13 protein-coding genes are annotated in these 14,669 nt (G+C 67.1%); 7 read left to right on the top strand and 6 right to left on the bottom strand.

From position 1 onward, the window contains the following. The first annotated feature begins 13 nt into the window (after positions 1–13). Both BST28_RS16580 and BST28_RS16585 read left to right on the top strand, forming a co-directional pair. Complete coding sequence (locus BST28_RS16580; protein WP_083081950.1) at positions 14–928, top strand: cyclopropane mycolic acid synthase family methyltransferase; 915 nt, start codon at positions 14–16, stop codon at positions 926–928. 1 nt (position 929) lies between these two features. Further along, the gene (locus tag BST28_RS16585; protein ID WP_420093445.1) at positions 930–1,556 is read left to right on the top strand and encodes an FKBP-type peptidyl-prolyl cis-trans isomerase; all 627 of its coding nucleotides are present in this window, start codon (positions 930–932) and stop codon (positions 1,554–1,556) included. Between the two features lie 15 nt (positions 1,557–1,571). Here BST28_RS16585 and BST28_RS16590 read toward each other — a convergent pair whose 3' ends face one another. Further along, positions 1,572–2,411 carry a lytic transglycosylase domain-containing protein gene (locus BST28_RS16590; RefSeq protein ID WP_065287419.1) on the bottom strand — a complete coding sequence of 280 codons (840 nt, stop codon included), beginning with the start codon at positions 2,409–2,411 and terminating at the stop codon, positions 1,572–1,574. 189 nt (positions 2,412–2,600) lie between these two features. Between BST28_RS16590 and BST28_RS16595 the strand changes: the two genes are divergently transcribed. Next, positions 2,601–4,199 (top strand): FAD-binding protein, encoded by a 1,599-nt coding sequence (locus BST28_RS16595; RefSeq protein ID WP_083081955.1) that lies wholly within the window; start codon positions 2,601–2,603, stop codon positions 4,197–4,199. Here the strand turns inward: BST28_RS16595 and BST28_RS16600 are convergent. Further along, positions 4,184–4,594 (bottom strand): NYN domain-containing protein, encoded by a 411-nt coding sequence (locus BST28_RS16600; protein WP_065287418.1) that lies wholly within the window; start codon positions 4,592–4,594, stop codon positions 4,184–4,186. The genes BST28_RS16595 and BST28_RS16600 overlap by 16 nt on opposite strands. A gap of 74 nt (positions 4,595–4,668) precedes the next feature. Here BST28_RS16600 and BST28_RS16605 point away from each other — a divergent pair, with 74 nt between their 5' ends. Continuing rightward, a complete protein-coding gene (locus BST28_RS16605; protein WP_083081957.1) occupies positions 4,669–5,442 on the top strand; it encodes an enoyl-CoA hydratase/isomerase family protein in 774 nt (257 codons plus the stop codon). Position 5,443: 1 nt separating this feature from the next. On the opposite strand, the gene BST28_RS16610 is transcribed toward BST28_RS16605, so the two are convergent. Then, positions 5,444–6,595, bottom strand: a complete 1,152-nt coding sequence (locus BST28_RS16610) for a hypothetical protein (RefSeq protein ID WP_065287363.1) — start codon at positions 6,593–6,595, stop codon at positions 5,444–5,446. Continuing rightward, positions 6,595–7,521, bottom strand: coding sequence for a metal-dependent hydrolase (locus BST28_RS16615; RefSeq protein WP_065287417.1), 927 nt, complete (start codon positions 7,519–7,521; stop codon positions 6,595–6,597). Before BST28_RS16615 ends, BST28_RS16610 begins: the two co-directional genes overlap by 1 nt. Before the next feature lie 81 nt (positions 7,522–7,602). Between BST28_RS16615 and BST28_RS16620 the strand changes: the two genes are divergently transcribed. The 3 genes from BST28_RS16620 (at position 7,603) to BST28_RS16630 (ending at position 11,589) form a co-directional block, all read left to right on the top strand. Next, positions 7,603–8,211, top strand: a complete 609-nt coding sequence (locus BST28_RS16620) for a TetR/AcrR family transcriptional regulator (protein ID WP_065287362.1) — start codon at positions 7,603–7,605, stop codon at positions 8,209–8,211. Between the two features lie 82 nt (positions 8,212–8,293). Further along, on the top strand, positions 8,294–8,734 hold the full coding sequence (locus BST28_RS16625) for an MmpS family transport accessory protein (RefSeq protein ID WP_019737044.1): 441 nt from the start codon (positions 8,294–8,296) through the stop codon (positions 8,732–8,734). Next, the gene (locus BST28_RS16630) at positions 8,731–11,589 is read left to right on the top strand and encodes an MMPL/RND family transporter (RefSeq protein ID WP_019737043.1); all 2,859 of its coding nucleotides are present in this window, start codon (positions 8,731–8,733) and stop codon (positions 11,587–11,589) included. The genes BST28_RS16625 and BST28_RS16630 overlap by 4 nt, the downstream gene beginning before the upstream one ends. Here the strand turns inward: BST28_RS16630 and BST28_RS16635 are convergent. Together BST28_RS16635 and BST28_RS16640 are read right to left on the bottom strand one after the other, a co-directional pair. After that, the gene (locus BST28_RS16635; RefSeq protein ID WP_019737042.1) at positions 11,555–12,724 is read right to left on the bottom strand and encodes a PPE family protein; all 1,170 of its coding nucleotides are present in this window, start codon (positions 12,722–12,724) and stop codon (positions 11,555–11,557) included. The two genes, BST28_RS16630 and BST28_RS16635, sit on opposite strands and share 35 nt — an antisense overlap. Before the next feature lie 130 nt (positions 12,725–12,854). Continuing rightward, the gene (locus BST28_RS16640; RefSeq protein WP_083081959.1) at positions 12,855–14,660 is read right to left on the bottom strand and encodes a fatty acyl-AMP ligase; all 1,806 of its coding nucleotides are present in this window, start codon (positions 14,658–14,660) and stop codon (positions 12,855–12,857) included. Positions 14,661–14,669 lie beyond the last annotated feature (9 nt).

Here is a 14,669-nt window from a genome sequence, read left to right on the forward strand (position 1 = left end):
AGCGGCAGAACAGATGCCGAAGGATCTCGAGCCTCATTTCGACGACGTACAGGCACACTACGACCTGTCCGACGAGTTCTTCCGGCTGTTCCTCGATCCGAGCCAAACCTACAGCTGCGCCTACTTCGAGCGCGAGGATATGACACTGGAACAAGCTCAGCTCGCCAAAATCGATCTGTCCCTGGGCAAACTCCGATTGCAGCCGGGGATGAAGCTGCTCGACATCGGCTGCGGCTGGGGCGCCACGATGCGCCGCGCTGTCGAGAAGTACGACGTCAACGTCGTAGGCCTGACCCTGAGCAAGAACCAGGCCGTCGCCGCCCAGGCGGCGCTCGACACGATGGACACCTCCCGCAGCCGGCAGGTGCTGCTGGAGGGCTGGGAATGCTTCGACGAGCCCGTCGACCGGATCGTCTCCATCGGAGCGTTCGAGCACTTCGGCCACGAGCGCTACGACGACTTCTTCACCATGACCGCCAACGTCTTGCCTCCGGACGGCGTGATGCTTTTGCACACCATCTCCGGCTTGACCTATCCCCAGATGCAAGAACGCGGCCTGCCATTGACATTCGCGATGGCCCGCTTCATCAAATTCATTGTCACCGAGATCTTTCCGGGCGGCCGGTTGCCCACCATCGAGATGGTGCAAGACCATGCCGCGGCCGCGGGGTTCACGCTGACCCAACGGCAATCCCTGCAACCGCACTACGTGCGGACTCTCGACTGCTGGGCACGCGCGTTGGAATCCCACCGTGAGGAGGCGATCGCGGTCCAGTCCCAAGAGGTCTACGACCGCTACATGCGTTACCTGACGGGCTGCTCCGATGGATTCCGCGCCGGCTATATCGATGTCACCCAGTTCACGCTGGAGAAGCAGGACTCACGACGTGACCCACCGGCGCCTGGCTCGTCGAAGCCGGGCCGGTAGCCTGACCAAGGTGAATCGTTCTCGCCTGCCTTTGTTCGTCGGACTCACTGCCACCTCGTTGGTCTTGACCCTTGCCGGTTGTAGCGGCTCCGATACCGACACCTCGTCGACGAAGACGTCCTCGGTGACCGATCTGTTCACCATGCCCCCCACCGCGGAGACGGTGACCGCGTGTCCCTCATCTGCGCCGGCTGCCGAAGCGGCGGCGGATTGGACACTGACCGGAGCCAGCGGCAGCGTCGCGGTGACCGGTTCCACCGACACGGCCGCGCCACGCGTGGCCGTGCAGGCGCCGTTCAGCGTCACCCAGACCGAGGTGCACACGCTGCATGCCGGCGAGGGGCGCGTCGTTTCGGACAATGCGACGGTGTCGGTCTGCTACATGGGCGTCAACGGACGAGACGGGTCGGTGTTCGACAGCAGCTACGAGCGCGGCGAACCGGTCGAGTTCGGACTCGACCGGGTCGTGCCGGGCTTCCAGAAGGCCATCGCGGGCCAGAAGGTGGGGTCGACGGTGGCGGTTGCCATGATCCCCGCCGACGGCTACCCCGAAGGGCAACCGGCCGCCGGCATCCGGCCGGGCGACACGCTGGTCTTCGCGATCAAGATCCTCAACGCGACCCGCTGAACCGCCTGCCGGGCCTTACTGCGGATGGGTGGCCAGGTACTCGCTGACCGGGATGCGGGTACTCGAGGCGTAGCCGATCGGCAGCAACAGATCGCCGGCGGTGGTGCGGTAATAGGTGTCCCAGCGGTAGTACCCGGCGAACCCGGCCGGGTCCCCGCCGAGGACCGCGGCGTAGTCGTTGACCGCCCGCACGTAATAATCGGAGTGGTTGTAGCCCCAGATCGCCCGATCCCGATTGGTGGCAAACCCGTTGGCGGCCAACAGCCGGCCGGCGGCCATGATGCTGTCGCGTGGCGAGTGGATGTCTCCGCCGTTGCCGTAGGCGGCGAAGGTCGAGGGCAGGAACTGCATCGGACCCTGCGCGGCGTCATCGCTGACTCCGTTGATTCGGCCGAAGCCGGTCTCGACGAAATTGATGGCTGCCAGGTAATTCCAGGGCACCCCCGTCGCCGCCTCGGCCGCCCGGTAGCAGTCCAGCAGTTCGTTCGCCGGCACCGGGGGCACCACCCGCCACGGCGGCAGGCTGTCTTTGGGCGGGGTGAGGGCGGTCAGTTGGCGACGAGCGTCGATGTTGCGGTCGTAGACCGCGAGCAGTGCCGGCGGGATCTGCGGCCGGGCGATGGCGTCCCACTCGGGGTGGGCGCCCAGGGTGCGGTAGGCAACCTGCTGGCGGCGCGCGGCGGCGGCCAGCACCTGTTCGGGTGCCGAGGGATTACGCAGCGCCTGATCGGCGGCGACCAGATCGGCGGCCAGCGCGGCCGGATCGGGGCCCGGAGCCGCCCCGACCGGTGCCGCCGTCGTGAAGACGAGGACGAGCAGCGGGGCGGCGACGGCGCGCAGGAACCGAGCAGGCATACCGATCATCTTGGCCCCCGAACCGGCCGAAACCACGCAAGACGGGCATCCGGAGCGTTCCCGACCAACTAGAACACGTTCCGTTATAAACGGAGTAGGCGATAATATGCGCTGGTCATCATCGTTGACCGTTGACTACGAATTGTTACATTGTGGGCCGACCAGCTCACGTCATCGAGGGGAAAGCGCGTGACCACCACCAGCGTGACCACTGACGTCGTCATCGTCGGGTTCGGCGCAGCCGGTACCTCCGCGGCGATCACCGCCCGCGAACACGGCGCCGAGGTCATCGCGGTGGACCGCGCAAACGGCGGCGGCGCCACCGCGATCTCCGGGGGCATCATCTACGCCGGGGGCGGGACCTCGGTCCAGAAAGACGCCGGGGTCGAGGACACCCCCGAGCAGATGCTGGACTACCTGCGCCTGGAAGTCGGTGACGCGGTCAGCCCGGGCACACTTCAGCGCTTCGTCGACACCAGTCCGGAGATGATCGACTGGCTGAGCGCCCACGGGGTGCCGTTCCACCCGGGCCTGTGCCCCTACAAGACGTCGTTTCCGAACAACCGCTACTACCTGTATCACTCCGGCAGCGAGAACGCCGGGGCGTTTCGCGCCCACACCCCGCCGGTGCAGCGCGGCCACCGGGCCTACGGAAAGGGCACCTCGGGCAAGAAGATCTATGCGCCGCTGGCCGATTCGGCGCGCAAGCTCGGTGTGGACTTCCGGCCGCACACAGGCGTCACCGATCTGCTGCAGGACGCAGCGGGCCGGGTGATCGGGGTGCGTGCCATGACGATGGATCAGGCACCGCGGCGCATCCAGCGGCGCTACGCGCGGCTGGCCGCGATTTCCTCCAAGCCCGGCGTCTACTACCCACCGCTGCGCGCCGCGATGGAACGCCGACTCAAGACGTTGCAGCGCCGGCACGCGCGCCCCATCGAGATCACCGCACGCCGCGGGGTGATCATCTGCGCCGGCGGCTTCATCGCCAACACCGAGTGGCGTAAACGCTACGCACCGGAGTTCAACGGAGGCCTGCCGCTGGGCACCAGCGGTGACGACGGCAGCGGTATCGCGCTGGCGCAGAGCGTCGGCGCGGTGACCGACCGGATGGACAATGTGTCGGCGTGGCGGTTCATCACCCCGCCGAGTGCGTTCATCTCCTCGATCGTCGTCGACGAGAAGGGCAGCAGGGTGCTCGACGAGACCCGCTACGGCGCAGCACTCGGCCAGGCCCTGGTGAAAAACCATGGCAGCAAGGGGTGGATTCTCGCCGATGCCGCACTCATGTCGGAGGCTCGGCGTCAGCTGCTCACCCAGACCCTGTGGTTTCAGCGCGCCCAGTCCGCCGCGCTGATGCTGTCCGGCGCCAAACGCGGCAAGACGCTTGCGGAAGCGGCACGGGCCGCCGGCATCGATCCGGTGGGTTTGGCGGCCACCGTCGCCGCGCACAATGACGCGATCGACTCCGATAGCGAGGACCCGGTCGGCAAACCGGCCGAATTCCGCCGTCGTATCGACAAAGCCCCGTTCACCCTGTTGGACATCTCGGTACGCCCCAACGTGTTGCTGCCCACCCCGATGCTGACCTTGGGCGGCGTACGCGTCGCCGAGGACACCGGCGCGGTGCTCGACGCCGAGGGCGCCCCGATCCCCGGGCTCTACAGCGCCGGGCGTACCGCCATCGGGATCGCATCACGGTCCTACGTCAGCGGGCTGTCGATCGCCGACTGCGTGTTCGCCGGCCGCCGTGCCGGGGCGGCGGCGGCCGCTCAGCGACCGGACTGAACCCGTCCTTGGCCCGGGGCCGGGGGTGCCTCGATGAGATCGCGAAATCCCTTCGCGGGGTAGGTGTTCGCTCCGGCTTCCCGGACCCGTTCCAGCAGGGCGGAATCTGACGTCACGACGGTGATGTGGTGCGGATGCCGGTCGGCATGCACCATCCGGATGATCTCGTCGTCGGCGGAGTTGGTGCCGGCTCGCGGCGCCGCGCCGATCGCGATCACCTCCGAGTCGATCGGCGGGGACGGCGGCCTTTCGAAGACCACGGTGACGTCCCTGCCGTCCGCGGCCGCCCACCGTTCGAGGTGTCGGGTCAACCGGACCATGGCCTGATGGCGGTCTTTCCACCAGCCGTCCGGGCGAGAACCGATCACGTTCATCGCATCGATGATCCATCGCACGGCTCCGACGGTACGGTGCAGCAATGAGCGCGCGCCACGACGATGCAGCGCCGGCGATGAGGAGCAGTGGTGCTATGACCCTGGTCACCTACGAGCTGGACGACCATGTCGCCACGATCACGCTGAATCGCCCCGAGGCCCGCAACGCCATCAACGGAGCGCTGCGCACCGACCTCAACGCGGCCTGGGAGCGCTTCCGCGCCGAGGAGGACGCCTGGGTGGGGATCCTGACCGCCAACGGGGAGGTCTTCTGCGCCGGGGCCGACCTCGCCGACTCTCAGGGCACTGTCGGCACGTTCGCCGGCACGTTCTGGGAGAAGCCCACCATCAACTCCTTCGAGTCCGGTATGGAGCTTTTCAAGCCGACCATCGCCGCCGTGCACGGCCCGTGCGTCGGCTACGGATTGACCGGATTGCTGTTCTGCGACTTCGTGATCGCCAGCACCGAGGCGGTGTTCCGTTTCCCGGAGGTGCGCCTCGGGGTGCCCACCATCGTCGGTGCCATCCGGCTGCCGCACCGGGTGGGCTGGGCCAATGCCATGGAGTTGTTGTTGACCGGGGAGCCGATGACCGCCCAGCGGGCCAAGGAGATCGGTCTGGTGTGGAAGGTGGTCGAGCCGGCCGACCTGCAGCAGACCGCCCGGTCCTGGGCGCGCACGCTGGCCAAGGCCGCTCCCCTGGCTCAGCGAGCCACCAAAGAAGTGGCGTGGCGCACCGGCGACATGAGCTGGATCGACGCCGTCCGGTTCGGGGAGACCATGCGCAAGGTGGTCGGGGCGACCGACGACGTCACCGAGGGTATGCGCGCCTGGCGGGAGAAGCGGCCGCCGCGCTGGCAGGGCCGCTGAATCAGACCCCGGCGGGAGCGTGCTCGGCCCGCTCGGCTGCATCCGGCAGGATCGGCGGCACCGTGGCCGCGGCCGTGACGCACAGGTAGGCCACCGCGAAACACACGATCGTGTACCACAGGCTGCCCACCGGGTCGCCGTTGGCGGTCACCCCGTCCACCGCGTCGAGGTAGGCCGGCAGCGCGGTCAGCCACAACACCGTCATGACCGAGAGGTAGACCGCCGCGTAGCGGACGATCAGGGGATTGTCGTGCCGACCACCGACGATCAGGTTCAATCGCAGCCGCCGCCATTGCAGGATAAGCACCGGAACGGCAATCACCACCATGATCAGAAGCTCTGCGGCATAAGCGATCCCCAGCAACCGGCCATCGGTGGCGGCGCCCAGAAGTGTCGCCGGCAGCGGCAGGATGCCGGTACCCAGCGATGCCAGCAGGCCGATGACGATGGTTCGCAGGAGCACCTGCAGCCCACCGAATCGCCTACCCTGATCGACCTGACGGCCCACGAGCAGCTGGACACAGAACGCCAGCGACGCCGGCCACAGCGCTGCGAACACCACCACACTGCCCATCGGCACCGAGGCGAACATCGGTTGATTGAGCGGGTTGTCCACCGACCACTCCCACCAGCGCAGCTGCGGCCCAAGGTGATCGAAGATCTCGTAGAAGGCGTGGTGGACAAACCCCACGCACACCGCGCCGACGACGACGCCGTAGCGGCGGAACACGCCCAGGATGCGGACGATCTCGAAGGCGACGGTCGCCATCATCGGATAGATCGCAACGATGTACAGCGGCAGCCTGCCCCACAAGAAATCGACACTGAACACGTTGTGCGCGAACATCGTGTCGACATGCTCGTCGATGCCGAACGCCGCCGGAAAATACAGCGGCGGCTCGATGATCAGCAGATAGGCGATCGCACCGAACCACAGCGCCAGATTGGTGGCATCCCCGTGCCGCCGAAACCGGTTGATCGCGTAGACCAGCGCCAGCACCGCCCCGATGATCACGGTCAGCTCCAGGACCGGCAGCGTCCAGTTCTCCAGGTGCAGCGGATTGCGGAACTCCGCCAGCCCCCCGGCCTCCGAGCAGGAAAAGCCCAGCGATTCGGCGAGCCTCTCGAAAGTGGGTGCACACAGATCGGACATCAGGCGCTCTTCTCGTCAGCGGTGTACCACTTCGTCACGTCGTAGCCCTGGTCGTAGCGGGCGAACCACTCCTCGGCCAGGACCGGAATCTTCTCGTGCGCCGGTTTGTGATTGGGCAGCTGACTACGCACGATACCGTTCACGGCCGTGAGCATCTCCCCCTTCGGCAGATGTCTGAAGGCATCGAGTACCGGTCCGTGATCGGCCGGCCACCCGAACGGCATCCGCCGCCGCCAGGCCTGCTTGCCTCGGTAGGTGCTGAACAGCGACAGCGCATCGACCTTGCGGTCCGCCACCGGGATGTGCTTGTTGAACCCCAGGCAGGCCACCTTGATCACACCCATCACATGTTTGAAGATCGACGGCGCCATCCGCATCCGGTACCACGGATCGTTGATCACGTGGTCATAGATGATCAGTGCGGAGCTACGGTGCTCGACCTCTTCGACGAAGTGCCACAAGAACAGTGACGCGACGCGGTCATCACCCGGAGCGAACAGCGTGTCGTCGTGGTCGAGCATGAGCTTGAAAACCGGGGTGAATGTCGCCTCGAGATCGGCGGTGTAGGCGAGCCGATAGTCCAGGGATTTCTCCGCGGTCATCGTGTCGAACATCGCGTTGCACTCGTCGAGGGTCTCCTTGAGCCCCGGGTAGGCCTTGATCAGCGCCCGTGCGTGCCCGCGGTGGGCCATCGAATGCTGGCCTTCCTGACGGACGAAGGCGTCGGCCTCCTCGGCGACGGCCGGGTCGGTGATCAACGGCATGGCCTCGGCGATCATGCTGACGATCATCTTCTCGAACCCGATCGCCAGGAACGACACCGCGTTGGCCATCGACGAGAACGCCGGGTTGGTTTCGTTCCACAGGAACGGCACGGGATGATCGGCGAATGCGAACCGCAACTTGCGCACGATCAGGTCGGTCATGGCCACCTCGCCTATCAACATACAAATGAACGTCTTCGCGTATGATTGTTCGGTACAGGACCGTTGTCAAGGGGATCGCTGATGGCACGCCGGCGCGGCTGGGGCGGCAACCCGCCCCACAGTGACGAAGAGGCCGGGCAGCGGATCATCGCCGCGGCCGTCGACCTGGTCGCCGAGACCGGGTCGGCTGTCTCGCTGGCCGACGTCGCGAACTCGCTGGGCGTCATCCGGCAGACGGTGTACCGCTACTTCCCCACCGCCGATGCCCTGATGCGCGCCGTCGCCATCGCCTCGGTCGACGGCTTTCTCGACCGGCTGACCGAGCACGTCCATGGCATTCACGATCCGGCCGACGCGCTCACCGAGGGCACCCTCTACACCCTGGACGCGGTGGTCCGCTCGCCGCACCTGGGGGCGGTGCTGTCGTCCTCGTCCACGCACAGCCGCGAAATGACCTCCGAGGAGGCCCGGGCGTTCGGGATGCGGATGATCGAACGGTTCGACGTCGACTGGAAACGATACGGCTACGACGAGGCCAGCCTGCGCGAACTCGTCGAGTTCACCCTGCGGATCATGCTCTCGTTCATCGTGGCGCCCAACGATCCCGATCGCTCGCCAGATGACCTGCGCCGGTTCCTGAGGCGCTGGCTGGGCGAAGCGGTCGCGGCGCAGAAAAAGCGCGGCCTCTAGCTCGAACCACCTCCACCGGCGGATACCGACCTGGGCTATATACCCTACGGGGTATGGTATTTTGCAGGACAGGAGGTGCGAGGTGCGTCTGATAGCCACGATCACGAAACGGGCCTGGCTGCCACTGGTGGTCGCCTTGGCGGCAGTGGCCGGATCCATGGCCGTGCTCAACCTGCGCGGAGCCTTCGGATCCGACGCGATCTTCCACTGGGACGGCAGCGGTTCCCAGCCGATCGCCTCCATCAACGAAAAACAAGTCATCTACGAGGTTTTCGGCCCGGACACCAGCACGGGCCGGATCAGCTACCTCGACGACGGGGCCCAGCCGAGGCGCGCGATGTTCGCCCGGCTGCCGTGGAGCTTCACCATCACCACAACGAGTCCTGCCGTGATCGGCAACGTTGTGGCCCAGGGTGACGGCGACCGGATTGGTTGCCGCATCACCGTCAACGGCTCGGTGCACGACGAACACGTCGCGGTCGGACGCCACGCCCAGGCCTTTTGTCTGGTCAAAGCCGCATGAGCACCCCGGCTGATCCCCGGCCGTGGTACATGCGGCTGGTCCGCAGGCTGGCCTGGCCGCTGATCGTCTTCTGGCTGCTGGTGACCGTCGGCCTCAACGTACTGGTGCCGCCGATCGAGTCGGTGGCGCGAGACCACGCGGTGACGATGTCCCCTCCCGACGCCCCGTCGCTGATCGCGGCGAAGCACATCGGCGCAAAGTTCGACGAGTTCGACTCCGACAGCATCGTCATGCTGGTGCTCGAGGGCGAGTCCGAACTCGGTCCGGACGCCCACCGCTATTACGACGCGCTGATCGAACGGATTGCGGCCGATCACGAACACGTCCAGCACATCACGAATCTGTGGGGTGACCCGATCACCGCCGCCGGTGTGCAGAGCAACGACGGCCGCGCCGCCTACGCCCAGATCAACACCGCCGGCGACCAGGGCAGCACCCTGGGCAATGAGTCCGTCGACGCAGTCCGCAAGATCGTCGCGTCGGTGCCGGCACCAAACGGGGTGAAGGCCTACGTCACAGGCCAGGCCGCGCTGACCACCGATATGACCGAAGCCGCCGATAAATCCATGCTCAAGATGATGGCCGTCACCGGCGGTGTCATCGTCATCATGCTGGCGCTGGTCTACCGATCCGCCGCCACCGTGGCCCTGGTTCTGGTGATGGTCGGTTTCGAGATGGGCACCGCCCGCGGCCTGGTCGCGCTGCTGGGAGACCAGGGCCTGCTGGGCTTCTCGACATTCGTCGTCGCGATGTTGTCGTCGCTGGCGATCGCCGCGGGGACCGACTACGCGATCTTTCTGATCGGCCGTTACCACGAAGCCCGCAACGCCGGCGATGACCGCGAAACGGCATGGTACTCGATGTTCCGCGGCACCTGGCATGTCATCTTGGGCTCGGGGCTGACCATCGCCGGAGCCTCGCTGTGTCTGCATTTCGCCCGGCTGTCCTATTTCAAAGCACTCGGCATCCCCTCGGCTCTGGGCCTGCTGGTGGTGATCGCCGGCGCGCTGACCGTCGCCCCTGCCATCGTCGCGGTCGCCGCCCCGTTGCTCGACCCCAACCGGGTCGAAGGGCGTGGATGGCGGCGCATCGGCACCGCCAACGTCCGTTGGCCCGGACCGGTGTTCATCGCCGCACTATTGGTCACCCTGGTCGGGATGCTCGCGGTGCCCGGCATGAAGATCAGCTACAACGATCGCTTCTACATCCCGGCCCACCTGCCAGCCAATGTTGGCTATGACGCCGCCGAACGGCATTTCAGCGCCGCCCGGATGAATCCCGACGTGTTGATGGTCGAAACCGACCACGACCTGCGCAACCCCGCCGACATGATCATCTTGGACCGGATCGCCAAGAACATCTTTCGCACCCGGGGGGTGGAGCGGGTGCAGAGCATCACTCGGCCGCTGGGTAGTCCCATCGACCACACGTCGATACCGTTCCAGATCAGCATGCAAGCCGTTCCGATCCAGGAAAACCTGCAATTCATGAGCGATCGGCTCGCCGACATGCTCACGATGAGCGACGATCTCGACGCCACCGTCGACTCGATGGTGCGGCTGCGGGACCTCGTCACCCGAATGAGCACCACCACCGAGAACATGAACGCCGACATAGCCACCATTAGCGCGACCGTCGACGAGATCCGGGACCACATCGCCGATTTCGATGACGTCGCCCGCCCGGTCCGCAACTACTTCTACTGGGAACAGCACTGCACCGGCATCCCGGTCTGTCATGCCATCCGTTCGGTCTTCGACGCCTACGACGGCATGGACAAGTTCAGCGAGAACATGGCGCCGCTGCTGGCCGACATGGCCGACATGAACACCGTGCTGCCGCAGATCGTCGGGCAGTTCGACCCGATGATCTCGGTGGCGAAATCCATGCAGGCCAGCCTGCTTGCGATGCACTCGAGTTTCTCCGGCCTGGTGACCCAGATGTCACGGATGAGCGACACCGCCAGCGAGATGGGCCGGGCGTTCGATGCCTCCAAGGCTGACGACTACTTCTACCTGCCGCCGGAGGCGTTCGACAACCCCGACTTCCAGAAGGGCCTGACGATCTTCGTGTCCCCGGACGGCACCGCGGCTCGCTTCATCGTCACCTACGATGCGGATCCGGCCACGCCTAAGGGCATTTCGTTCGTCGAGCCGATGCTGGCTGCCGCCCACGACGCGGTGAAGGGCACGCCGCTGACCAACGCCAAGTTCTATCTCACCGGAACCGCAGCGGTATACAACGACATTCAGGCCGGCTCCGCCTACGACATCCTGATCGTCGGGGTTGCCGCGGTGACGTTGATCTTCATCGTGATGCTGTTGATCACCCGCGCCCTGGTGGCCGCTGCCGTGATCGTCGGAACCGTGCTGCTGTCGCTGAGTGCGGCGTTCGGCCTGTCGGTGCTGGTGTGGCAGCACATCTTCGGGCTGCCGCTGAACTGGATCGCGCCGGTGTTCGGAGTCATCATCCTGCTGGCGGTTGGCTCGGACTACAACCTGCTGCTGGTTTCTCGGTTCCAGGAGGAGATCGGCGCCGGGGTCAAGACCGGGATCATCCGATCCATCGGCGGTACCGGATCGGTGGTCACCACGGCAGGTCTGGTGTTCGCGTTCACGATGATGTCGATGGCGGTCAGCGACCTGTACTCGATCGGCCAGGCGGGCAGCACGATCGGGCTCGGCCTGTTGTTCGACACGCTGATCGTGCGGTCATTTCTGACCCCATCGATCGCGGCGCTGCTCGGCCGTTGGTTCTGGTGGCCCAGCAAAATACACCGAGTGCGGCCGGCGCGGACCGCACCGCCCGCGGTAGCGGCGACTACCCCGCCGCCGGTGACCGCGGGATCACGCTAGGACGAAAGTCGTACTGGGTGGCGACACCGCCCATGCCGCCGCGCCCGGCGAGATTGCCGACCGGCACCATCGGCGGCATCATCCCGGCACCGGCTGCCGGAGCGGTCGTCCCACCGGCCAGTGGCAGCGCCGTCGCTGACGGGGCGGCGCTGCCGCCCACTCCGGTCCAGGCCGGCGGCACCGATAGTGCACCGATCGAGGCGGCCCGGCCCAGTCCGGCCGTCGCCGTCGGAGCGCCGGTGAGTCCGGTCAGTGTCACCGCACGACTGCCAGACGCCAGCGCCCCGGCCGCGGCGGCGGGCGCCACCCCGGTCGCTACCGCCCCGGCAGCCCCCTTGGCTCCGTTGGTGCCGCCCATGAGCATCCGCATCAGCATGCTCATCGGCATCATCGCCATGCGCAACGGCATGGTCAGCGAGGAGAGACTGGACAGCGACGTCGCCGATGCACCCGACGACGTCTCTGTCGCCGGCGCCGCCAGACTCTGCAGTGCCGCCGGGGTTGTCGAGATCAGCTGCGGCCCTTGACTCATCAACGTCTCGGCGTCGGTTCCGGTGGTGGCGGCAGCAGACTGTGCCACCGACACGGCCTGGTTGGCCTGCCCGGACGGGTCGATGGTCTGCGGCGGCGACGTGAATGGTGTGAGCCGGGTGGCTGCCGCCGACGCTGCGGCGTAGCCGTACATCGCCGCTGCGTCCTGTGCCCACATCTCCAGGTACTCCGCCTCGGTGGTCGCGATCGCCGCGGTGTTCTGCCCCAGCACGTTCGTCGCGATCAGCGTCGCCTGCAGGCTGCGATTGGCCGCGATGAGCGCAGGTGCAACCGTGGCGGCGAATGCGGTTTCATACGCCCCGACCGCCGCAGACACCTGGGCGGCCGCCTGCTGCGCCTGCGCCCCGGTGGCGCTGAGCCAGGTGATGTACGGGCTGGCCGCGGCCGCCATGGCCGCCGACGAAGGCCCCGCCCACGACCCGGTGGTCAGGCCGGCGACCACCGAACCGTAGGACGCGGCCGTCGCGTTCAGTTCGGCGGCCAGATCCTGCCAGGCCGTCGCGGAGGCCAGCAGTGAGCCCGGCCCGGCTCCGGCGTACATCCGGGCCGAATTGATCTCCGGTGGCAGGGCTCCGAAATCCATTGCCTCCCCTAATGTCCGGCCGGCAAAGGCACGCCGGTCAATATCTTTAGGAAGGCTAGCTAGCTGCTTTGGGTGCCCGACATGTCCCGGCTGTGCGCCCGCTGTGCGTGCCGGCGATGACGCCGCGGTATCAGCGACGGTCCAGCGCGCCCGCGAGGTAGTGCTCGCGGCACGCCGTACGCCCGAGCTTGCCGCTGGTGGTGCGCGGGATAGCTCCAGCCGGCACGAACCGGATATCGGCGGGGGTCAACCCGTGCACCCGGGAGACCTCCGCGCGGATCGCCGCGATCGCCGGCGCGGGATCTTCGCGCCCGGTTCCGGTGGCGCGCTCGGCGACGATCACCAGTCCGCCGAGGGAATCGGCCGGTGCGGTGAACGCCACCACGTAACCGCTGCGCACCATGGCCGAGGCGTGTGCCACGGTGGCCTCAATGTCTTGCGGGTAGTGACTGCGGCCGTCGATGTTCATCAGATCCACGGTCCGGCCGGTCACATAGAGCTCGCCGTTGCGATAGAACCCCAGATCCGCGGTGCGCAGCCAGGTGCCGTCGCTCGGCACACGCTCGGCGTGACTGCCCTGCGCCAGCCGGTGTCGCAGCCGGGCGCCGAAGACGCGTCGAGTCTCATCGGGCCGGCCCCAGTAGCCGGCGGTCACGTTGTCGCCATGGAGCCAGATCTCGCCGATGTGACCGTCGGGCAGCTCCCGGCCCGCTTCCGCGTCGACGATCACCGCCCACAGGCTGCGCGCGACCCGGCCGCAGGAGACCTGGACCACCGCATCCGGGGCGTCGGCGGCCACCGGCACCGCGCGGCCCGCCCCGAGCTGCTCACGGCCCAGGTGCAGCACGCTCGCCTCGGCGTCGGGGGCGATCGTGGCAACGAACAGCGTCGCCTCGGCGATTCCGTAGGACGGTTTGATCGCGGTGCGCGGCAGCCCGTAGGGCGCGAAGGCCTCGTTGAAGGCAGTGATCGCCGACATGCTCACCGGCTCGGACCCGATGATCATCACCACGTTCGACAAGTCGATGTCGGCGCCCGGCGCGGGCAGGCCGCGCTGGGCGGTCAGTTCGTAGGCGAAGTTCGGTGCCGCGGTGACCACCCGACCGCGCCGTGATGCGTCCGACAGGGCGTTGATCCAGCGTTGCGGCCGGCGGATGAACGCGGTCGGTGAGATCAGCGTGGAATGCCCCCCGTAGACCGCGGGAAATCCGATCATCGACAGGCCCATGTCGTGGTAGAGCGGTAACCAACTGAGCCCGTGGGTGTTTCGGTCCAGCATGTCGATCGACAGGATCATCTGCAGCAGGTTGGTTCCCACCGCGCGGTGGGTCACCTGCACACCGATCGGCGGCCGGGTGGTGCCGGAGGTGTACTGCAGGTGCGACACGTCGTCGACATCGATTGCCACGGGCACGAACGCTGCGGCGGCCGCGTCGGGAATCTCGTCGATGGTCACGACCCGTGGTCGCAATTGCTGCGGCAGCCCGCCCAGAAAGTCCTCGACGACGTGACGCGCCGCCGCCGTGGTCAGGACCGCGACCGGGGTGGAGTCACGCAACGCGGTATCGAGGCGTTCGGCGTGCCCGGGCAGCTCGGGGGCGAACAACGGCACCGCGATGGTTCCGCACTTGACCGCCGCGTAGAACCCGGCGACGTAGTCGAGGCCCTGGGGCGCCAGGATCGCCACCCGGTCGCCGCGCTCGGTGACCTCCTGCAGCCGCGCGGCGATGGCGTGCAACCTGCGACCGAATTGCGCCCAGGTCAGTTCGACGGCGCGGCCTTCGACCGGTCCGGCGTAGTCCAGATAGCGGAAGGCCACCGCGTCGCCGACATTGGCGACGTTGCGGTCGATCAGCGAGATCAGGGTGTCACCCGGCGGCAGGACGATGCCGCCGTCCGCGTCGAGGCACTCCTCGATCTGGACCAAGCCCTTCATGCACCGCAG

Source organism: Mycolicibacter kumamotonensis (assembly GCF_002086285.1).
In the GTDB taxonomy this organism is placed as follows: domain Bacteria; phylum Actinomycetota; class Actinomycetes; order Mycobacteriales; family Mycobacteriaceae; genus Mycobacterium; species Mycobacterium kumamotonense.